This is a genomic window from uncultured Rothia sp., from assembly GCF_963507905.1.
Classification (GTDB): Bacteria; Actinomycetota; Actinomycetes; order Actinomycetales; family Micrococcaceae; genus Rothia.
Genome location: NZ_CAUOUU010000007.1, coordinates 41363 through 61884, shown reverse-complemented (window position 1 = coordinate 61884; position 20522 = coordinate 41363). Strand labels below are relative to the sequence as shown.

The 20522-nt window shown below is 60.6% G+C and carries 18 protein-coding genes; 7 read left to right on the top strand and 11 right to left on the bottom strand.

Annotation, left to right across the window (positions count from 1 at the left end):
• Positions 1-3 precede the first annotated feature (3 nt).
• The 7 genes from RQ593_RS05905 to RQ593_RS05875 all read right to left on the bottom strand — a co-directional run bounded on the left by RQ593_RS05905 (position 4) and on the right by RQ593_RS05875 (position 10095).
• Entirely contained in the window at positions 4-1101 is a 1098-nt protein-coding gene (locus RQ593_RS05905; RefSeq protein ID WP_070643238.1) for a 6-phosphogluconolactonase, read from the bottom strand.
• Positions 1094-2080 carry a glucose-6-phosphate dehydrogenase assembly protein OpcA gene (locus RQ593_RS05900; RefSeq protein ID WP_311450074.1) on the bottom strand — a complete coding sequence of 329 codons (987 nt, stop codon included), beginning with the start codon at positions 2078-2080 and terminating at the stop codon, positions 1094-1096. The genes RQ593_RS05905 and RQ593_RS05900 overlap by 8 nt, the downstream gene beginning before the upstream one ends.
• Entirely contained in the window at positions 2077-3624 is a 1548-nt protein-coding gene (gene zwf, locus RQ593_RS05895) for a glucose-6-phosphate dehydrogenase (protein ID WP_311450073.1), read from the bottom strand. Before zwf ends, RQ593_RS05900 begins: the two co-directional genes overlap by 4 nt.
• A 255-nt stretch (positions 3625-3879) precedes the next feature.
• Positions 3880-4983, bottom strand: a complete 1104-nt coding sequence (gene tal / locus RQ593_RS05890) for a transaldolase (protein WP_311450072.1) — start codon at positions 4981-4983, stop codon at positions 3880-3882.
• A 196-nt stretch (positions 4984-5179) separates the two neighbouring features.
• A complete protein-coding gene (gene tkt / locus RQ593_RS05885) occupies positions 5180-7282 on the bottom strand; it encodes a transketolase (RefSeq protein WP_311450071.1) in 2103 nt (700 codons plus the stop codon).
• A 756-nt stretch (positions 7283-8038) separates the two neighbouring features.
• Positions 8039-8965 (bottom strand): ABC transporter permease, encoded by a 927-nt coding sequence (locus RQ593_RS05880; protein ID WP_311450070.1) that lies wholly within the window; start codon positions 8963-8965, stop codon positions 8039-8041.
• Positions 8962-10095, bottom strand: coding sequence for an ABC transporter ATP-binding protein (locus RQ593_RS05875; RefSeq protein WP_311450069.1), 1134 nt, complete (start codon positions 10093-10095; stop codon positions 8962-8964). The genes RQ593_RS05880 and RQ593_RS05875 overlap by 4 nt, the downstream gene beginning before the upstream one ends.
• A gap of 176 nt (positions 10096-10271) precedes the next feature.
• Between RQ593_RS05875 and RQ593_RS05870 the strand changes: the two genes are divergently transcribed.
• The 6 genes from RQ593_RS05870 (at position 10272) to RQ593_RS05845 (ending at position 16086) form a co-directional block, all read left to right on the top strand.
• Positions 10272-11150 carry a metalloregulator ArsR/SmtB family transcription factor gene (locus tag RQ593_RS05870; protein WP_219101480.1) on the top strand — a complete coding sequence of 293 codons (879 nt, stop codon included), beginning with the start codon at positions 10272-10274 and terminating at the stop codon, positions 11148-11150.
• Positions 11151-11367: 217 nt separating this feature from the next.
• Positions 11368-12825, top strand: a complete 1458-nt coding sequence (gene sufB / locus RQ593_RS05865) for a Fe-S cluster assembly protein SufB (RefSeq protein ID WP_060824821.1) — start codon at positions 11368-11370, stop codon at positions 12823-12825.
• Positions 12825-14099, top strand: coding sequence for a Fe-S cluster assembly protein SufD (gene sufD / locus RQ593_RS05860; protein ID WP_311450068.1), 1275 nt, complete (start codon positions 12825-12827; stop codon positions 14097-14099). Before sufB ends, sufD begins: the two co-directional genes overlap by 1 nt.
• Positions 14100-14118: 19 nt before the next feature.
• Positions 14119-14877 carry a Fe-S cluster assembly ATPase SufC gene (gene sufC, locus RQ593_RS05855; protein WP_070688257.1) on the top strand — a complete coding sequence of 253 codons (759 nt, stop codon included), beginning with the start codon at positions 14119-14121 and terminating at the stop codon, positions 14875-14877.
• Between the two features lie 39 nt (positions 14878-14916).
• A complete protein-coding gene (locus tag RQ593_RS05850) occupies positions 14917-15246 on the top strand; it encodes a metal-sulfur cluster assembly factor (protein WP_060824818.1) in 330 nt (109 codons plus the stop codon).
• A 273-nt stretch (positions 15247-15519) separates the two neighbouring features.
• Entirely contained in the window at positions 15520-16086 is a 567-nt protein-coding gene (locus tag RQ593_RS05845; protein ID WP_311450067.1) for an Ltp family lipoprotein, read from the top strand.
• Positions 16087-16164: 78 nt separating this feature from the next.
• Here the strand turns inward: RQ593_RS05845 and RQ593_RS05840 are convergent, their stop codons facing one another.
• A complete protein-coding gene (locus RQ593_RS05840; RefSeq protein ID WP_060824817.1) occupies positions 16165-16665 on the bottom strand; it encodes an HD domain-containing protein in 501 nt (166 codons plus the stop codon).
• Positions 16666-17205: 540 nt separating this feature from the next.
• Here RQ593_RS05840 and RQ593_RS05835 point away from each other — a divergent pair.
• Positions 17206-18060: a DUF4253 domain-containing protein gene (locus tag RQ593_RS05835; protein ID WP_298698780.1), complete on the top strand. Its 855-nt coding sequence runs from the start codon at positions 17206-17208 to the stop codon at positions 18058-18060.
• Between the two features lie 78 nt (positions 18061-18138).
• On the opposite strand, the gene RQ593_RS05830 is transcribed toward RQ593_RS05835, so the two are convergent.
• Genes RQ593_RS05830 through RQ593_RS05820 form a run of 3 tightly spaced genes read right to left on the bottom strand, consistent with a single transcriptional unit; the run spans position 18139 to position 20379 of the window.
• Positions 18139-18813 (bottom strand): ABC transporter permease, encoded by a 675-nt coding sequence (locus RQ593_RS05830; protein WP_070643264.1) that lies wholly within the window; start codon positions 18811-18813, stop codon positions 18139-18141.
• Positions 18803-19705, bottom strand: coding sequence for an energy-coupling factor ABC transporter ATP-binding protein (locus RQ593_RS05825; protein ID WP_049353103.1), 903 nt, complete (start codon positions 19703-19705; stop codon positions 18803-18805). Before RQ593_RS05825 ends, RQ593_RS05830 begins: the two co-directional genes overlap by 11 nt.
• 32 nt (positions 19706-19737) lie before the next feature.
• The gene (locus RQ593_RS05820) at positions 19738-20379 is read right to left on the bottom strand and encodes a biotin transporter BioY (protein WP_049354626.1); all 642 of its coding nucleotides are present in this window, start codon (positions 20377-20379) and stop codon (positions 19738-19740) included.
• Positions 20380-20522: the final 143 nt, after the last annotated feature.

Here is a 20522-nt window from a genome sequence, read left to right as displayed (position 1 = left end):
ACCTTACGGGCGGTTCTCAGGAGCCAGCGACTCCTCAGTAGCAAAAATCAGGGTCTGCTTCTTACCGCGCGCACCCACCGCCGGGGTCTCCAGCAGCAGCTCCGCATTCAGGTCCTCAGCGTCCAGCTTGGCACCAGCCAGCAGGCGGCTGGTCGCATCCTGCTTATCCTCACCGGTGATGAGGAAGAAGACGTTGCGGGAATTGTTGATAATCGGCAGGGTCACCGACACGCGCTCAGCCGGCGGCTTCGGCGAATCAGAAACCATCACGGTCACAGCCTTACCGCCCTCAACCGGATCCTCCGGCAGACCGGTACCCAGCAGAACCTGCTTACGTCCCGGGAACAGGGACGCGATGTGGCCGTCCGGACCCATACCCAGCAGGGTGATGTCAAAGACCGGTGCGGGCCACTGGCCGCCACCACCGCAGCCTCCGCCGCCGCATCCGCAACCGCCGGCGGATTCGGAAGCCTCAGCAGCCTCAGCGTCAAAGTCTTCGAGAGTGGTCTCTTCGATGGACTGCTCAGGAGCGGACGAACCGCAACCGCCGCCGCCACAACCACAGCCGCCGGAGCCGCCGTGTTCGTGACCTGCGCCGCCACCGTGACCGCCAGCCAGCGGCAGTTCGGTTGCGCCCTCAGGCATCTGCACGCTCATAGCCGGCGCGGAACCAGCGTAGTCGCGCATCTCAAAAGCGTAGTGCTCGGCGGCAGCCTCAAGGCCGGTGAAAATATCGGACGGACCCATGCGGTGCACGTTACCCACAACCAAGCCGTGCGAGAGCAGAGGAGCGAGCAGTGCCTCAATAGCCTGACCGTCGTTACGTTCGGGGCTACGCTCGGGCACGAAACGCTCATCGGAGAACCAGAAGTGCACGCGCGACCAGTCGATATCCTTCACGCGCTCGTTCTCGGCCCACGCCTTCAGGGTGGCGATACCCATGGTGCCGCCGGTCAGCGAAATGTGGGCGATCGTGCGCTCAGAGAGCACGTGCTCAATGATGTCGAGGATGCGGGTCACCGCGTCCGCTGCGAGAGCGTCGCGGGTCGGGTGCGCCACCAGGACGGGGGTGGATGCGCCCATGTTCTGAATCTTAGGCATCGAAAACCTCCGGGTATTCTTCGAGGTCCAGCATGTCTTCAGGCTGGCAGGTATCGTCCACGAGGGTTACGGTGCGCAGCGCCTGCTTCAGCACGTCACCGTAGGTGTCGTCCGGGTCGAGGCGGCGCAGCTCCTCAGAGATGCACTCGGCGAGGGTACGCACCGGCAGCGCAATCTGCTGATCGGGCGCGTACGGGGTGGAAATGGTCGCCACGGAAATACCGGGGCGGAACATCGTCACGGAACCGTCTTCACGCTCGATGCTGACGCGGTACAGGCCGCGGTTTGCCGCGCCGATGGTGGCGAGGTGCACGGGTGCGTTGAGCTTCCAGCCGAGCCAGGTACCGAGCAGTACCACGGACGGGGACTTGCTCGAACCCCACACAACCACGCGGCGTACGGGGGAGGGAGGCACCTGCTCCAGGAGCGCAGCCAGCTGGGTGCGCCACAGGGTGAGGCGGGTCCACGCCAGGTCGGTGTCGCCGGCGCGGTACACCTCGGCGAGGTGCTTGAGAGCTTCCTTCGGGTCTTCTGCGCGCGCAGAGTCGGTGATGCGACGCTGAGCGATACGACCGATGGACTGCTGTGCGGGGTTCTCCGGCACCGAGTGCGGCCACCAGACCACAATCGGGGAGTCCGGTAGCAGCAGACCGGAAATTAGCGCCTCAGTCGGGCGGGATGCGCTACCCCAACCGCGCAGAACAATCATCTCGGACGCGCCGGTGTCACCGCCGAGGTGGATTTCTGCATCCAGCTGGTCGGGGTCGAGCGGGTCGTGGGAGATGTGCACAATAATGCGGCTCGGGTGCTCGTGGGATGCACGAATTGCCGCGCGCATTGCTTCACGGGAGTGGCCCTTTTCAGCGAGGACCACGAGGGTGAGTACTCGTCCGCTGCTGAGGCTACCGTTGGCTGCCGCCAGGTGGCTCAGCTCCTTGTTGATGGCGGAAACGGTGGTGTTATGCAGGTGCGAGATCACGGGCGCCTCCAAGCGCGGTTGTCGCGTTCGAGCATCTCGTGTGCCGAACGCGGACCCCACGAACCGGACTCGTAGGGTTCAGGCTTAATGCGGTTTTCTTCCCAGTATTCTTCGAAGGGGTCGAGGATCTTCCAGGAGAGCTCAACTTCTTCGTGGCGGGGGAACAGCGGCGGCTCACCGAGCAGAACGTCCAGGATGAGGCGTTCGTACGCTTCGGGGGACTCTTCGGTGAAGGAGTGGCCGTAGCCGAAGTCCATGTTGACGTCGCGGATTTCCATCTGGGTGCCGGGCACCTTCGCGGAGAAGCGGATGGTCATGCCTTCGTCGGGCTGCACACGGATAACGATGGCGTTCTGGCCGACCTGCGGGTTTTCACGTTCGCCGAAGAGACGGTCGGAGGACTTCTTGAAGATGACGGCGATTTCGGTGACTCGGCGGCCCAGTCGCTTGCCGGCGCGCAGGTAGAAGGGGGTGCCTTCCCAGCGGCGGTTTGCGATGGAGACCTTCAGCGCGGCGAAGGTTTCGGTGCGGGAGTCTGCGGGGATGTCGTTTTCGTCGAAGAAGCCGTTGACGTGCTCGCCGCCCTGGTAGCCTGCGGCGTACTGGCCGAGCGCGAAGGAGTTCGGCAGGTCGTCAATGCGGACTGCTTCGAGGACCTTTGCCTTCTCGGCGCGCAGGTGCTTGGCGTCGAGGCTGAGGGGCTCTTCCATGGCGGTGAGGGCGAGCAGCTGTAGCAGGTGGTTCTGGATGACGTCGCGGGCTGCACCCACGCCGTCGTAGTAGCCTGCGCGGGAGCCGATGCCGATGTCTTCGGCCATGGTGATCTGGACGTGATCCACGTAGTGGGAGTTCCAGAGCGGCTCGAACATCTGGTTGGAGAAACGCATCGCAAGGATGTTCTGCACGGTTTCCTTGCCCAGGTAGTGGTCGATGCGGAACACAGCATCGGGCGGGAAGACCGCCTCCACGATGGAGTTCAGCTCGCGTGCGCTCTCAAGGTTGTGGCCGAAGGGCTTCTCGATGACCACGCGACGCCAACCGTCGACGGGGTTGACGGTATCCTCATCGCGCGATGCGAGGCCGTGCTCGGCGAGCTTGGTGAGAACCTGCTCGAATGCCTTCGGCGGGATGGACAGGTAGAAGGCGTGGTTGCCGTGGGCGCCACGCTCGTCGAGTTCGGTGAGGGTGCTCTTGAGCTTTTCGAAGGCTGCGTCGTCGTCAAAGGCACCTTCAACGAATCGCATGCCCTGCTGGAACTGGTTCCACACGTCCTCGCGGAAGGGGGTACGGGCGTTTGCCTCAACGGATTCACGCACGTAGGCGCGGAAGTCGTCATCGCTCCAGGGGCGGCGGCCGAAGCCGACGAGGCCGAAGCTCGGCGGGAGCAAACCGCGGTTCATGAGGTCATACACTGCCGGAAGCAGCTTCTTGCGGGCCAGGTCGCCGGTCACGCCAAAGAAGACGAGCGCGGACGGCCCCGCAATGCGGGTAATGCGGCGGTCGCGAGTATCCCTGAGGGGGTTCACTTCATGACCATTAGTCACAATATATTCCTTTGATTGCCTTGGTTGGTTCGTGCGGCGCGCGGTTCGTACCTTATTCGCGCGGAGGCGATGCCGCATTCTGGAAGGTGTGTACCCTGTATTGTACCGGTTTTTGACGGAATGATATGAGGGGCACCTAACCCGCCGGGATTCCCCGAGCAGTGAAGCTCTGGAGGGAACCCCTGCAGATTAGGTTGAGGTGCCGCGCTATATTTTCGGCGGCTACTGAGGTGTTGTGGGGCTACCGAGGTGCGGCTACTTAGCCTGATCGAGTGCCTCGCGGACGGTCTGCAGCAGCTCTTCCCAGGAGACGTCGAACTTGGACAGGCCCTCAACCTCGAGCTTTTCCACAACCTCGGTGTAGGAGATACCTGCGGCACCGATAGCGTCCAGAACCTTGTTGGACTCGGAGTAGTTCGGAACGATGGTGTTGCCGGTGATTTCGCCGTGGTCGGCAACAGCGTTCAGGGTTGCCTCGGGCATGGTGTTCACGGTGTTGGGTGCGACCAGGCCGGTGACGTACAGGGTGTCCGGCAGTGCGGGGTCCTTCACGCCGGTGGATGCCCACAGCGGGCGCTGTACGTTCGCGCCGTGTGCCTGCAGGCGTGCCCAACGCTCGGAGGAGAACATTTCCTCGAATACCTCGTAGGCGAGGCGTGCGTTTGCCAGGCCCGCCTTGCCCTTCAGCTGCACAGCGTCGCCGCCGATAGCTTCGAGGCGTGCATCGATTTCGGTGTCTACGCGGGAGACGAAGAAGGATGCGACCGAGTGGATGGTGGACAGGTCCTTACCGTTCTCCAGCGCCTGCTCCAGGCCGAGCATGTAGGCGTTGATAACCTCGCGGTAGCGGGTCAGGGAGAAAATCAGGGTTACGTTCACGCTGATGCCAGCAGCCAGGGTCTCTGCGATGGGGCGCAGACCTTCCTGGGTTGCGGGGATCTTGATCATGACGTTTTCGCGGCCCACGCGCTCGTAGAGTTCACGCGCCATCTTGGCGGTACCCTCGGCGTCGCGTGCTAGGCGGGGGTCAACCTCGATGGAGACGCGGCCGTCAAAACCGTTGGATGCCTTGTAGACGGGTGCGAACACGTCGCAGGCGTTGCGTACGTCGTCGCAGGTTGCGGCGAAGACTGCCTCTTCAACGCTTGCGCCGGCGGCGGCAAGTTCACGCATCTGCTCGGCGTATGCGGCGCCCTTGGAGAGCGCACCAGCGAAAATGGTGGGGTTGGTGGTCACACCGACGACGTTGTGGGTCTTGATGAGTTCGGCGAGGTTGCCGCTGGTCAGACGCTCACGGGAGAGGTCGTCAAGCCAGATGGAGACACCGGCGTCGGAAAGCTTCTGAGTGGACTCAGACATGTGAAAACCTTCGATTCTTTGTCGAAATTGATCTTTGTCGAAATTGAAATTGGGATATCAGTGAAATCTACTGGGCGGCGGGAGGCTCCGGCTGAGTGGTCAGCCGGAGCCTCCCCGTTGCGCCTGCACTCCCACCCGTACAGCCCGTACAGGGGGAGCGCAGTGTACGCGATAGTTACCGCGGCGTTGTTATCGCTTACTTAGCGGCGTCGATGGATTCCTTAGCGGCAGCCACGACAGCCTCCGCGGTGATACCGAATTCGCGGTACAGGGTCTTCGCATCGGCGGATGCACCGAAGTGCTCGATGGACACGGCGCGGCCTGCGGTGCCGAGCAGGTCGTACCAGCTCATCGCCAGGCCAGCTTCGACGGAGACTCGGGCTACAACCGAGGAGGGCAGAACCGACTCGCGGTACTCTGCATCCTGCTCAGCGAACCACTCACGCGAAGGCATGGAAACCACGCGAGCGGCGATGCCCTGCTCTGCGAGGGTTGCGCGAGCCTGAATAGCGAGCTCGACCTCGGAACCGGTAGCGATCAGAATGACGTCCGGGGTGCCCTCGGTGTCAGCCATGATGTAGCCGCCGCGTGCGGTGCCCTCAGCGGAAGCGAACTTCTCACCCTCAGCGTCTGCGTGCACGTCTTCACGAGCCCAAACGGGCAGGTTCTGGCGGGAGAGCACGATACCTGCGGGGCGGTCGGACTTCTCCAGGATGGTGCGCCATGCGACGGCGGTTTCGTTAGCGTCCGCGGGGCGAATCACGTCGAAACCGGGGATAGCGCGCAGGGAGGAGAGGTGCTCAATCGGCTGGTGGGTGGGGCCGTCCTCGCCCACGCCGATGGAGTCGTGGGTCCATACGTACACTGCGGGAACGCCCATCAGTGCGGAGAGTCGAACAGCCGGGCGCTGGTAGTCGGAGAACACGAAGAAGGTGCCCGAGAACGCGCGGGTCGGGGAGGAGAGCACAATACCGTTGACGATTGCTGCGGCAGCATGCTCACGAATACCGAAGTGCAGCACGCGGCCGTAGGGGTTGCCGGTCCAGTCTTCGGTGGTGCGCGATGCCGGGTTGAAGGACTCTGCACCCTTGATGGTGGTCAGGTTCGAACCGGCGAGGTCAGCGGAGCCGCCCCACAGTTCGGGGAAGGTGTCAGCAATAGCGTTGATGACGGTGCCGGATGCCGCGCGGGTTGCCACGGAGGTGCCAGCCTCGAACACGGGGAAAGCAGCCTTGTAGTCGGCGGGTAGCTCGCCTGCAACGAGGCGCTTGTACAGTTCGGCGCGCTCGGGGTTTGCTTTAGCCCATGCCTCGAACTTCTCGTCCCATGCCTTGTGTGCCGCTGCGCCGCGCTCGACGAGCTGGCGGGTGTGTGCCAGGACGTTCTCCTCGATGAAGAAGCTCTTGGCGGGGTCGAAGCCGAGCAGTTCCTTGGTTGCGGCAACCTCATCGGCGCCGAGCTTGGAGCCGTGCACTGCGCCGGTGTTCTGCTTGGTGGGGGCGGGGTAGCCGATGATGGTGCGCAGCTCAATGAAGGAGGGCTTGTCGGTGACAGCCTTCGCACGCTCAATAGCGGCGTACAGTTCTGCGACGTCCTCAACGTAGTCGCCGGTGCGGGTCCAGTCCACGCGCTGAACATCCCAACCGTAGGACTCGTAGCGCTTTGCTACGTCCTCAGTGAAGGCAACGTCGGTGTCTTCCTCAATGGAGATGTGGTTACGGTCCCAGACGACGATCAGGTTGCCGAGCTCCTGGTGACCTGCGAGCGCGCACGCCTCGGCGGTGACGCCTTCCTGCACGTCACCTTCGGAGGCGATGACGTAGACGTGGTGGTCGAAGGGGGAGGTGCCCGGTGCTGCTTCGGGGTCGAACATGCCGCGCATACGGCGCTGTGCGTAGGCGAAGCCAACAGCGGATGCCAGGCCCTGGCCGAGCGGACCGGTGGTGATTTCTACACCCTTGGTGTGCTTGTATTCGGGGTGGCCGGGGGTGAGGGCGCCCCAGGTGCGCAGGGCTTCCAGGTCCTTCATTTCGAGGCCGTAGCCGCCGAGGAACAGCTGAGTGTACAGGGTGAGGGAGGTGTGGCCGGGGGAGAGGATGAAGCGGTCGCGGCCTTCCCAGCGGTCGTCGGAGGGATCCTGGTTCATGACCTTCTGGAAGAGCAGGTAGGCGACCGGCGCCAGGCTCATTGCGGTGCCGGGGTGACCGGATCCGACCTTTTCTACGGCGTCTGCAGCGAGGATACGTGCGGTATCTACGGCGCGCTGGTCGGTTTCAGTCCACTGGAAGTTCTCTGCCACGTGGGTGTCCTTTCACAACGTGAGTGGATGCGCCAGCAGGCTTGTGCTAGCGCGCTGTCCGTCGGGTGTAACGTGCCTTCGGGGTGCTTATTCCCGCGCCGATGGGTACCTGTGGGGGTACCTGCGTAGGTACTCGGGTAAGTGCCCTGGTAAGTACCCGGTAGATGCCCTGGTAAGTGCCCGGGTAGGTGCGGGGAGCCGGGAGGTTTGTTTCGACCCTTTCGTTTTAACAGGATAGTTCACTAAACGGCAGTATCCGGTGTGGGGCTGCAGACATTCACAGGGTGATACGCACAGGTGATACAGGCTGTTATGCCTCTGTTGACTGGTCTTTCCGGGTGTGGGGTGCGTACTTTTGGGTGGTATTGCTGAGCTCGTGGCTGAATATTGTTCAGTAATGTAACAATTTTTGTGTAAGTGGTGAAGCTCATGTTAAGGTTGAGCAGGAAGGTTGCAGACCGAAACAGTGGTTGGGTCGGTCTGCATCTCGGTGATTGAAGCCCCTCCTCCGCGCGGAAACTGATGACTATCTTGCTGTGGTGGCGAGATACAAGGTTCTGGAGGGGGTGCTATCTTTTAGTCTCAGACCGTACATTCTGTGTGCGGTTGAGGCTAAAAGTTTGTGTTAAATAAATGGGCGCCGGATATGTCGGAACATATCCGGCGCCCGCCTTTTAACCTGCGGCTTAACCTGTGCCTTTTTACCTGCGGCTGTGACCGTCAGGGGGAATCAGGTCGCCTCTAGTCAGGTCGCTACTAGTCGGACCACTTGAACTTGCGCGAGGCAATAAACCCAATGACCACGGTCCATACGATCAATACCCAGTGCGGGTCGGCAAGCCATTGATGCTGAATGAAGTTGCCGCGCAGCGCATCGCCCAGAGCCGCCGAGGGCGACCACGCCACAACCGCGGCGTACCAGTCGGGGAAGGATTTCAGAGGGAACACGACGCCGCCGGCACCGGCAAGAATCACCCAGGCGATATTCACGATGGCGAGGGTCGCCTCCGCGCGCACCGTACCGGCAATGAGCAGACCCAGCGCCGTAAATGCGCCGGCACCCATAATCATCGTGATGATGGAGCGCGAGACGGCGATAGCGTCCGGGCGCCACCCCAGACCGTACCCGAGCACCGCCACCAGCGTGAACTGAATCGCCACGACCACCAGCACCGCAATGCACTTGCCCATGATCAGGCCGTTACGGCCCAGGGGAGTGGTCGCCAGGAACCGCAGCACGCCGTAGCGGCGATCAAAACCGGTGGCAATGCCCTGACCGGACAGCGCCGTAGAAATCACGCAGAGCGCCAGAACGCCGGGGACCGCCGCATCCATGCGAGAGACCCCCACCGAGTTGGCGTACTCATCAATCAGGCCGGTGAACCGCAGGGCAATAAGCGCCATGACGGGAAAAATAATGTTGAGCATCAGCTGCTCGCCGTTGCGTAGCATCGCCATGGTTTCGTAGCGGCCCTGCTCAATGACGCGCACGAGCGGGTAGTTCGCGCGCGGGGGAATGTACTCCTCGTCTTCGTCAATAGAAGAGACCTTGGGGCGGGTGTTCGCGGTGCGTTCTTCCATACGGTTCCCTTCCGCGCGGTTCTCTTCTGCTCGGTTCTCTTTTACAAGGTTTTCGGCAGTGTTTTCTGCGGCCCGGTTGTTGGTGCGTGCGGTGTTGCTCATCGGATATCACGTCCTGAAATGTCGAGGAAGACATCCTCAAGGGTCTTCGGTTCCATGGTCAGAGAAATCGGCATGAGGTAACGCTCGGCGAGCGCCGCGGTGAACGCCGCCAGGTGCTCGGGGCGTAGTGCACCGACCAGCTCATACTCGCCGGGCACGGAGGGGGCGCCGTCACGAGCCGGGGTGTAGGGCACCTTCTCGATGAGCTCCACACCGGCACGCAGATGCGCGGGCAGCAGCTGCTCACGGGCGGGGGTGGGCGCATTCAGGCTGTACTGCAAGCGGTTCGTGCCGTCGCTGGCAATAAGCTCGGAAACGGTGCCTTCCTGAACGGTGGTGCCGTTTTCAATGATGTACACGTAGTCGGCGAGCTTCTGCGCGTCGTCAATCAGGTGCGTGGTGAGCACAATGGCGGTGCCGAGTTCACGCTGTTCACGAATGATGTCGAAGACGACGTTGCGGGATTGCGGATCCAGGCCCGCGGAGGGCTCGTCGAGGAAGAGTACGTCCGGGCGGCCGATGAGGGCGGCAGCAAGGGAGACACGCTGCTTCTGACCGCCCGAAAGGCGGCGAATCGTGGTGCCGTTGAAGGCATCAATGCCGAGGCGTTCTGCCAGCTCTTCGACCGGGTACGGGTCGGTGTACATGGTCGAAATATGTTCCAGCAGCGGGATGGGGTGCATGGCGTTGGGTAGGCCGCCGTCCTGGAGCATAATGCCGACCTTGGCGCGCAGCTCCGGGTCCGCCTGTAGCGGGTTTTCTCCGAGCAGGCGCACGGTACCGCGGGTGGGTTTGAGTAGACCCTGCGCGCAGGCGAGGGTCGTGGTTTTGCCGGCACCGTTGGCTCCGAGTAGGACGACCACCTCACCGGGGAAGACGCGCAGGTTGACCTTGTTGACGGCGCGGTAGAGCCCGCTGGCGGTGAGCCGTTCGGGGTATTTGGTGCGGAAGGCGCGTGAGGGTTTGAACTCTTTGATGAGGTCTTTAATGCTGAGCGCCGGTTCTTCGGTGATGATGCGTCGTCGTGCGGTGGGGGAGGCGCCGGGCTCCGTGTGGTGCTCAGCGTGTGCCGTTGGCGTGGCGGATGCACGCCCCGGGTGGTCCTGCTGGCCCGCGGTGGTGGTCTCCATAGACAGTCACTTTCGATTTTTTCGATGAATGAGCGTGTGTGCCCTCTTCATCTTATGCCCTAACTCACGTTTAAGGCACACTTGTTACGACTTAAAAGTTCACCCTAAGGTAGAAAAGTTAGCAAGTAGGGGTACCTAACTAGCCAAAGAAAAACTAATTAGGACATACTTTATTTGTGTATTCCGTGAATAAGACCCCTCAGCGCGTCTCAACGAACGAGGCGCAGACCCGAAACGGCACCCGAACCGCCGCCTCGGGCTCTACTGGTGCTTCCAGTACAAAGTCCTCCGCGGCACGCACATCCAAGCGCAAAGCCGAGGCAGAAGAACGCACCAGGGACCGCGTCCTGCGTGAAGTCCTCAACAACGGCCCCGTATCCGCAGCAACCCTCGGTGAGCTCCTCAGCCTCACCCCCGCAGCGGTACGCCGCCACCTCGACGCCCTCGAATCCAACAACATGATCGAGGTAGCGCCCATCAAAAAGCACGGCGCCGGAGCCGGACGACCCGCCCGCCGCTACGTGATCGCCCCCCAGGGCCACGAACGCCTCGGCAACGACTACCTCATCATTGCCCGCGAAGCCCTGCAAATGCTCCGCGACACGGTCGGCCAGGAAGCCCTCGAAGCTTTCGCCTCCGCCCGCGCCGCAGAAATGGAAGCCCGCTACCGACCCGTCGTAGAAGCCGCCGGTGACGATGTGGCAGCCCGAGCGCAGGCGCTCGCAGAGGCAATGAGCAAGGATGGTTTTGTGGCGACCGCTCAGGTCACCGCTCCTCCTGCAGGACGAACTGTTCCCGAGCATTTCCTGGCAAGTATTCAGCTCTGTCAGGGTCACTGCCCGGTGCGCGACCTCGCTGGAGACTTTCAAGTGTTCTGCGAACAGGAAACCGGGATTATTTCTGACCTGCTTGGCGTTGATGTTCGTAGGCTTTCAACCATGGCTTCGGGTGCTCACGTGTGTACCACGCACGTGCCCCTGAACCGCGTCACCGCCGAGAGTGAGAAGAACGCAGAAGAATCCGCAGGGAAACCTTCGGAGGAACCTTCCGCGTAACGATCACCGCAGTACCCAGCGGCACACCCCGATGAACCCGTCAAGGGTACGAGCCGCACGCTGAAATCCGCCCGCAACCACGCGGTGTACACCGCAAGCACACTGCGTACACCGCATCACGCATCGTGGTTGAGCGCGGCATCAGCCCCTTCAACTACCGCGCCTGCAACCGGCAGGTGGCGGCAAGAAATGTAATAACCATCGAAGAAAGGCCGTAATGACTGAGAAAGTTGGGCAGAACGCCAACGACACCGTCATTTCAGAGATCCTGGAGATGAACCCCGAACTCGAGGGCATTGGCAACTACGAGTACGGTTGGGCAGACTCCGACGAAGCAGGCCAGGTAGCAAAGCGCGGCCTGGACGAGGATGTCGTGCGCGACATCTCTGCAAAGAAGAACGAACCCCAGTGGATGCTGGACATGCGTCTGAAGGCGCTGAAGTTCTTCGAGCGTAAGCCCATGCCCACCTGGGGTGCGGATCTTTCCGAAATCGATTTCGACAACATCAAGTACTTCGTGCGTTCGACCGAGGGCCAGGCGGCCTCTTGGGAGGAGCTGCCCGAGGACATCCGCACCACCTACGAGCGCCTGGGTATTCCCGAGGCGGAGCGTAACTCGCTCGTTGCGGGTGTGGCTGCACAGTACGAGTCTGAGGTCGTGTACCACCAGATCCGTGAGGACCTGGAGAAGCAGGGCGTGATCTTCGTCGACACCGACACCGGTCTGCGCGAATACCCCGAACTGTTCAAGGAATACTTCGGCTCCATCATTCCGATTGGTGACAACAAGTTCTCCGCACTGAACACCGCCGTATGGTCCGGTGGCTCCTTCGTGTACGTTCCCCCGGGAGTTCACGTGGAGATCCCGCTGCAGGCGTACTTCCGCATTAACACCGAGAACATGGGTCAGTTCGAACGCACCCTGATTATTGCGGATGAAGGCTCCTACGTTCACTACATTGAGGGCTGCACCGCCCCCATCTACAAGTCCGACTCCCTGCACTCCGCAGTGGTTGAGATTGTGCTGAAGAAGAACGCACGCGTTCGTTACACCACCATCCAGAACTGGTCGAACAACGTCTACAACCTGGTGACTAAGCGTGCGGTTGCGCACGAGGGCGCCACCATGGAATGGGTGGACGGCAACATCGGCTCCAAGGTCACCCAGAAGTACCCGGCTGTTTACATGGTCGGTGAGCACGCTAAGGGTGAGACCCTGTCCATCGCATTCGCGGGTGAGGGTCAGCACCAGGACACTGGCTCGAAGATGGTTCACATTGCACCGAACACCTCCTCGACCATTGTGTCCAAGTCCGTGGCACGTAACGGTGGCCGTAGCGCATACCGCGGCCTGGTTCAGGTTCGTGAGGGCGCTAAGCACTCCAAGTCCTCCGTGGTCTGTGACGCCTTGCTGGTGGACACCATCTCCCGCTCCGACACCTACCCCTACGTGGATGTCCGCGAGGACGATGTGACCATGGGTCACGAGGCGACCGTTTCCCGCGTCTCTGAGGACCAGCTGTTCTACCTGATGCAGCGCGGCCTGAGCGAAGAAGAAGCAATGGCAATGATTGTCCGCGGCTTCGTTGAGCCCATCGCACGTGAACTGCCGATGGAGTACGCACTCGAACTGAACCGCCTGATCGAACTTCAGATGGAAGGATCTGTGGGCTAATGCCGACCAACGAAGAAACCCTGGGTTACCACTCCCCGATCATCCCCGGCATGGACCAGGAGGGTGAGAAGCTCGCCACCGAGTTCGCCCACGATGACACCCTGTACCGTGCCACCGAGGCACACCACCAGGGCTCCAACCCGAACAACGTCCAGAAGGTACTCGAAGCATCCCGTGCAGAGCGTAAGACCTCCTACAACGTGGAGGACTTCGCACCCCTGACCGGTCGTGAAGAGGACTGGCGCTTCACCCCGCTGAAGCGTCTGGGCGGCCTGCACCTGGAGAAGCTGACCGGTACCGCACCGGCACCGCAGATTACTGCACCCGAGCAGGTTCAGGTTGAGACCGTCTCCCGCGAGGATGCACGCATTGGCTCCGCAGGTATCCCCGAGGACCGTGTGGCAGCGAACGCGTGGTCCAGCTTCACCGAAGCAACCGTGGTGACCATCCCCGCCGAGGCTGAACTGGCTGAGCACGTGGAAATCGACATCACCGGCACCGGCAACGAGCCTGCCGCACAGCACATCGTGATTGAGGCTAAGCCCTTCTCGAAGGCTGTCGTGGTTCTGCGCCACACCGGCTCCACCATCCTGGCACAGAATGTTGAGTTCGTGGTGAACGACGAGGCTGAGCTGAACGTTGTTTCCGTGCAGCAGTGGGCTGACGACGCAATCCACGCCTCCGCACACTACGCTAAGCTGGGCCGCAACGCACGCTTCAAGCACGTTGTGGTGTCCCTCGGCGGCGACCTGGTGCGCGTGACCCCCTCCACCAAGTTCACCGCTCCCGGCGCTGAGACTGAAATGTACGGCCTGTACTTCGTAGACGCTGGTCAGCACATTGAGTCCCGCCTGTTCGTGGACCACTCCGTACCCAACTGCAAGTCCCGCGTGACCTACAAGGGCGCGCTGCAGGGTAAGGGTGCGCACTCCGTATGGGTTGGTGACGTTCTGATTGGTAAGGATGCAGAAGGCACCGACACCTACGAGCTGAACCGTAACCTTCTGCTGGAAGTTGGCCCCCGCGCCGACTCCGTGCCGAACCTGGAGATTGAGACCGGCCTGATTGAGGGCGCCGGCCACGCATCCACCACCGGCCAGCTCGATGAGCAGCACCTGTGGTACCTGCAGGCTCGCGGTATTCCGGAGGCTGAGGCACGCCGTCTGGTCGTGCGCGGCTTCCTGAACGAGATCATTCAGCAGATTCGTGTTTCCGAACTTGAAGAGCAGCTCACCGAGGCCCTTGAGGCAGAGCTCGCCCTCAGCAACAACTAAGCTTTACCAGGAGAAATCAATGTCTACCCTTGAAATCAAGGACCTTCACGTCTCGGTTATCCTCGACGACGAAACCACCAAGCCCATCCTGAAGGGCGTTAACCTGACCATCAACTCGGGCGAGATTCACGCAATCATGGGCCCGAACGGTTCCGGTAAGTCCACTCTGGCTTCCACCATTGCTGGTCACCCCAAGTACCAGGTTGACTCCGGTCAGATCCTGCTCGACGGTGAGGACATCACCGAGATGAGCGTGGACGAGCGTGCACGCGCAGGCCTGTTCCTGGCTATGCAGTACCCGGTTGAGATCCCCGGTGTGACCATGTCCAACTTCCTGCGCTCCGCTAAGACCGCTGTGGACGGCAAGGCTCCCTCCCTGCGTACCTGGACCAAGGACGTTAAGGAAGCCATGAAGAACCTGGAGATCGACCCCGCGTTCATCGCACGTAACGTGAACGAGGGCTTCTCCGGTGGTGAGAAGAAGCGCCACGAGATCCTTCAGCTGGAGCTGCTCAAGCCCAAGTTCGGCATCCTGGACGAGACCGACTCCGGTCTGGACGTTGACGCACTGAAGATCGTGTCTGAGGGCGTGAACCGTGCGCACGAAGCGAACGACATGGGCGTCATGCTGATTACCCACTATACCCGCATCCTGCGCTACATCAAGCCGCAGTTCGTGCACGTGTTCGTGGACGGCAAGATGGTTGACCAGGGCGGCCCCGAACTGGCTGACCGCCTGGAAGAAGAGGGCTACGTAGCTTACGTGGGTAAGAAGTAAGCTTCTTCCCTGACCGGATTCTGACAGAAAGATAGAACTATGACTGAGACTGTGCAGGGTCGTGTTCCTCAGGAAGAGATTGAGGAAGCCCTCAAGGAGGTCATTGACCCGGAGCTCGGCGTCAATATTGTTGACCTCGGTCTGCTCTACGGTCTGCGCTGGGATGAGGATGGAACCCTCATTCTGGACCTGACTCTGACCACCGCGGCGTGCCCGCTGCAGGAGGTTATTGAGGAGCAGGTTCAGGCTAACCTGGATAACCTGGTTGATTCTTGGCGTGTGAACTGGGTTTGGATGCCGCCGTGGGGCCCGGAGCGTATTACTGAGGACGGCCGCGATATGATGCGCGCGCTGGGCTTCAACATCTAAGCTCCTAGACGCTGAATAAACACCCGCCGGGTGCGGAGAGTCTATACTCTCCGCACCCGGCGGGTGTTTTTATGTTGTTAAAAATTAGGGCAAAGACCTAGCGCTATGTTTTGTAGGCTGAGGATTATGCGGTGACAACAAGGATAGATTTTTTATTGATAATTAGGACAATTTGACTGGGGGGGGGTCCAAGTATGATTCCTTGTGGATCATACACTCACGTCATACTAGGCTCCTCATGCAACGGCCGCTTGAGGACGCCGAAAGGAAATCATGGCACAAAAGATTATCGCCGCTGACGGTTCTGTCTACGTTAAGAAGAAGCCCTTCTACCTCCGTTGGTGGTTCATCACTCTCGTTATTCTTGTTCTTCTTGGTGGTTGCGCTTCGATGATGGGCGGCGGCTCTAAGAGCTCCACCACGGTAAGTGCTCCCTCATCTTCTGCCGCTGCTGACTCAGCTGCTACGAGCGATTCTGCCGCTGTAGCAGACTCTTCTGCCACTACTGCGGCAGAGTCTAACGCAAAGCAGAGCGATAGTGTACCGAGTGAGTACAAGTCGGCACTGAAGAAGGCCGAATCGTACTCGCGCACCATGCACATGTCCAAGCAGGGTATCTACAACCAGCTCACCAGTGAATTCGAAAAGTTCACTCCTGAAGCTGCTCAGTATGCAGTGGACAATATGAAGGCTGACTGGAACGCGAATGCCCTGGAGAAGGCAAAGAGCTACCAGAAGACGATGAACATGTCTCCTGAAGCAATCCGCTCTCAGTTGACTTCTTCTTTTGAAGGTTTCACTGAGGAAGAAGCTGATTACGCAGTCTCTCACCTGAACTAATTCAATAGATGATTCATAGAAGCCGCCCGGCATGGAACACATTCCATACCGGGCGGCTTCTATATGGTCAGCTTGAACCTAATCGTTCAGGTGCAGCAGCTTCAGCGAGTGCTCATACTTAATCATGAGGCAGGTACGAGTCGGTTCCTCCAGAAGCGCCAAACGTTGCGGGTCAGTATTATCCGCAATATCGGCAAGCTTCACCAGACGAGCCAAATCATTCACACGCACCCGGCTCAGATACGACTCACGCGACTCACCCGGGCGGCGGGTCAAAGCCTCAATCGCATCCACAATACGCGCCGAGAAATGACGCGCCAAGAAAGCGAGAGAAACGCCGGTATCCTCCACCGTGTCATGCAGCAGCGCCACAATCTGCGCTTCAGCCTTCAGCTCCTCCAAAGAGATATCAGGGTGAGTTGCGGCAGCCAACTCACTAGCAAGCTTACGCACCCCAAGAGCCACACGGCGAGGGTGGGAGATATAGGGCCAGCCGTTACGATCAGTCTGCCCCTCATGCGCCTTATCAGCAATGCTGTCAGCCAGGCGAACCATCTCTTTGTAGTAGTTATTCGACATGAGAACCTCCGTTGGTTTGAACTCCTGCGAGTTGATGGTCCCAGCGGCGTATTCCGTACCAACGCGGCACGGGTGGTAGCTGGTACCAACACTTTACTCCAGCAGCTACGCGGCAGTGACGGAACTCGCCCGAAAAACCCCTAATACGTCAAATATGACGCGCCGAAGAAGAAAAGAGGGTGTTTTTCCTTCTGAAATTGTGGGTTTGGTGCCCTTTCTGCCGTGTATCTGCGGTTGGTAACAGACATTCAGGAGGCGCCCGCCCCTCCGCGAAAGTGTCCGCCGAACCCTGTGGTACCGCCCGGTGTAACTCGCCCAAAATCTCATATGGTGGCGAAAAATTTCTAACTTTTTCTAGCGAAAATCGGCGCGCAAACCGCCCAACACAAAGGCAGTTTAAGCGTGTTTAGCACACACCGATACACACTCATCAAACGAAAAAATCGCGCGCTCTCCGTGCCCTGCTAAAACATCCAAAAACCCGTATTTTTGCGCGAAAATACGCGATAAACTGGGGGCAACCAAACATCGGAGAACACCATGGCAGAGCTCTATGAGCGCTTCGTCGCCTTGTATCCCTACCCACACGAGCGAATCCGCCACGGCGCCCCACGAGCCGAACTTAACCGGCGATACCTCGAACACCTTTACGAGGGCAAGAACCGGGGAACAACCCCCATCGTGGTTGCCCTCGACCCGACCCTGCTCGGAACCATTGAGAATAACGTCTCCCTGCGTACCTCAACCCCAGTGCAGGACATCACCGCCGACACCGTTGAGCGGTACGCACATGAGCTCATCACCGACCAGCATCATTACCTGGATCAGGTCGGTGTAGAAATCGCCGCGCATGAGGCGTTCCGACAGCTGAACGAGAACGCCTACCTGCAGACCTACCGCCGTCTCATGGAGAACGGCGAACTCGGTGAAGACGATATTGGTACGCCCCTGAAAGCGGAGTACCCCTTTGAGCTGACCGCCGGCATCATCAATGAGAAGGTCAAAGCTACCGACATTGACAGCGCCGCGGAACTGCTGATTATGGACCTGCCGCTGCGGGATGTATCCGGGGTATTTGCCTACCTGCCCTTCGGCGGCTGGGATTCCAGCCCCAGCCCCGAGGCGATGCTGTCCATTGCCCGCTACTGGTTTGAACGCGATGACGCCTACCCGGCTGTTATCGCCTCGGACTTTATCGAGTTCTACACGCCGGTGCCGGTCACAACCCGCCGCGACGCCGAAATCCTGGCGGTCGAGCACACGATGGTTTCCTCGGCGATGCCGGTGCGTGTCTACCGCGGCTTCGACAAGCTCGTGGAGGCGCTCTACGGTCAGCACGACTGGTACCTGTGGTGGGAGCAGCTCCCGGCGGCGCTCCTCATTGAAACGCCCTAAACCAGCCTAGCTGGGCGATTAAAGCGAAGGGGCGGGATGAACCTGTACGGTTCACCCCGTCCCTCTCGCGTATCTGCGCTACTTCAGTTCGTCCACGTGCCGCGCCCGCAAAGCACGAGCGGTCGCCGTCGCGTAATCAACCGCCTGCACCACCCACGGAATCAGCAGCCGCCAATACATGCGCTTGGGCAGATTACGCGCCACTGCGGCCCTGCGCAACGCACCCCAACGGTCCATGAGCGCTGGAATCGACCGGACCATCAACGCAATCAGCAGACCCAGACGCTCCGGGGAAAGGCCCACGAAACGTAGCGGCGAACACAGCCTCACAAAACCGTCAATTAGAACCGGCAGGGGAGTGCTCACCAGCAGAGCGCGGGACGCATAAAAAGCCGTCAGCATAGTCGCGATAGCATCCGCGCCGGAAGCGTACTGGCCCGTCAACACGTAATAGCCGACCATGATCAGCAAAAGCAGAGACAGCGTGCGAACCACCAGCCACAGCTGGGAGGCAGGCACACCAGCCCACAACGCGCAGAACGTGGACGCCACCAAAGCCACCAGCGCCACCTGCCAGCCGGTCACCGCCAACAACAAGAACAACCCAAAGAAGAGCGTGCCCTTGAACCATAGCGGCGCCCGATGCACCGGCGTGTTCAACGGCTGGTAGAAACCCACCAGCAGAGTACCGGGGTTGAAATCCGAGCCCTGGCCGGCGGGGCGAGGATTCACGCGCGGCGTGTTAGCGCCCATGCGCGCCTCCTGCAGTGTCCGTGCTGTCGCCTGCATCTTCGATATCGGCGCCTTCATTCGGGAACCCCTCGGCACACCACGTGCGGTACTGCTGAACCAGCTGCGCCGCATCCCCCTGGGCGAGCAAACGACCGTCATGAATAATCACGGCTTCATCGCAGGACGCCGCCAAATCCAGGTCGTGCGTGCTGAGCACCAGCATCTGATCCAGCGACTCCAAATGCTTGAGTAGCCGCGCGCGATTACGCAAATCCAGCAGGGTGGTCGGCTCATCGAGCAGAAGAATCTGCGGGCGCGCCGCCAGCACGCTGGTGAGAGCGACCAGCTGCTTTTCGCCTCCTGAGAGGGTGAAAACGCTCTGGTTCTCCAGGTGCTCGAGGCCGCGTTCGCGGAGCAGTTCACGAATCCGTTCGCGGCGCTGCTCACCGCTGAGGGTGCTACCTTCAACGGCTGCGGCACGGCGCAGGCTCAGGTCAATATCTTCGGCAACGGTGGGCATAATCAGCTGCGCCTCCGGCTGGGCGAAGAGCATGCCCACGCCCTCAAAAGCACCCGGGGAATTACCGCGAGCACCCGTCGAGCCGCGGCTCGGTGTCTCCAGAGTGTCGACACCGTTCACTCGCACAATACCTTCATCCGGGTGGGTGAGCCCGTTAAAAAGCCCTAGCAGGGTCGACTTGCCGCTACCGTTCAGGCCCAGCACCGCGGTGCGCTTCGCCGTGAACCGCAGGCTTACATCCTTGAGGATACGGCGATGCCCGCCTTCGGGCAGCTCGGTGAAAACACTCACCGATTCAAGCTCAAGGGCGGGCATGCTGGTAGAGGCGCTCACCGCCTGCTCGCCTTGCACCTGCTGCGGTGCAGGCTGGCGCGTGGAGCGGCGAAAAAACATAGCTATCCTCTCGTGTGGCACATTGTGCGCCTTTAACGCTGGGCAGAAGCCAGGGACGGGAAGGCGCGGCGTACCGACAAACCAACCAGAACCGCGATTGTGGACTTCACCAGATCCCAGGGAACGAATACCATTGCCGCGCTGAACGCGGCGTCAAAAGTCATGTGGGCGTTCACCATCATACCGGCGATACCGCAGGCGGTCAGAACCACAAAACCGCAGAAGTTCGCGACCAGAGCCATGAGGAAGGTCGCACCAACCGAACGGGTGTTGCGGGTGAACAGGTAGGCGAGGGTACCGGCAATAGCGGCGAAGGGCAGGAAGCCGAGCAGGTAGCCGGCACTCGGGGAGGCGAGCGTACCCAAACCGGCGCCGCCCTTAGCGAAGATGGGCAGGCCAGCGAAACCAACCAGCAGGTACAGCGCCACGGAGGCGGTGGCACGCTTGCCGCCGAGCACCTGAGCGGTGATGTAAATGCCGAGGGTCTGGAAGGTGAAGGGAACCGCAACGCCGCCCAAGCTGACGGCGGGCATGATGGCGAGCGCGGCGATGAAGCCCGCGAACACTGCGATGAGGGAGAGATCGGTGGCGAGGGAAGTCTTTGCCGCTACGTTACGGCGCGGTGCCTGGGGTGCCTGGGGTTCCTGGGCTGATTCGCGCACGGAATCGGTCATTGGGGTGGTACTCCTTTGATGCGTATTGCTCTGCAGATTTTTCTACAGAGTTGAGGGTGGCGGTGGTTGACTGCTTGTCACAACCCAGTTTTGAACAATGTTCTATGAGTGGTGTCCGGTATGTATAGTACACCGCACACCAC

Excerpts from the sequence above, each read along its gene's own strand:
- RQ593_RS05905 (WP_070643238.1), bottom strand. The coding sequence starts at position 1,101 with ATGCCTAAGATTCAGAACATGGGCGCATCCACCCCCGTCCTGGTGGCG.
- tal (WP_311450072.1), bottom strand. The coding sequence starts at position 4,983 with ATGTCTGAGTCCACTCAGAAGCTTTCCGACGCCGGTGTCTCCATCTGG.
- RQ593_RS05880 (WP_311450070.1), bottom strand. The coding sequence starts at position 8,965 with ATGAGCAACACCGCACGCACCAACAACCGGGCCGCAGAAAACACTGCC.
- RQ593_RS05875 (WP_311450069.1), bottom strand. The coding sequence starts at position 10,095 with ATGGAGACCACCACCGCGGGCCAGCAGGACCACCCGGGGCGTGCATCC.
- sufB (WP_060824821.1), top strand. The coding sequence starts at position 11,368 with ATGACTGAGAAAGTTGGGCAGAACGCCAACGACACCGTCATTTCAGAG.
- sufD (WP_311450068.1), top strand. The coding sequence starts at position 12,825 with ATGCCGACCAACGAAGAAACCCTGGGTTACCACTCCCCGATCATCCCC.
- sufC (WP_070688257.1), top strand. The coding sequence starts at position 14,119 with ATGTCTACCCTTGAAATCAAGGACCTTCACGTCTCGGTTATCCTCGAC.
- RQ593_RS05850 (WP_060824818.1), top strand. The coding sequence starts at position 14,917 with ATGACTGAGACTGTGCAGGGTCGTGTTCCTCAGGAAGAGATTGAGGAA.
- RQ593_RS05845 (WP_311450067.1), top strand. The coding sequence starts at position 15,520 with ATGGCACAAAAGATTATCGCCGCTGACGGTTCTGTCTACGTTAAGAAG.
- RQ593_RS05840 (WP_060824817.1), bottom strand. The coding sequence starts at position 16,665 with ATGTCGAATAACTACTACAAAGAGATGGTTCGCCTGGCTGACAGCATT.
- RQ593_RS05835 (WP_298698780.1), top strand. The coding sequence starts at position 17,206 with ATGGCAGAGCTCTATGAGCGCTTCGTCGCCTTGTATCCCTACCCACAC.
- RQ593_RS05830 (WP_070643264.1), bottom strand. The coding sequence starts at position 18,813 with ATGGGCGCTAACACGCCGCGCGTGAATCCTCGCCCCGCCGGCCAGGGC.
- RQ593_RS05825 (WP_049353103.1), bottom strand. The coding sequence starts at position 19,705 with ATGTTTTTTCGCCGCTCCACGCGCCAGCCTGCACCGCAGCAGGTGCAA.
- RQ593_RS05820 (WP_049354626.1), bottom strand. The coding sequence starts at position 20,379 with ATGACCGATTCCGTGCGCGAATCAGCCCAGGAACCCCAGGCACCCCAG.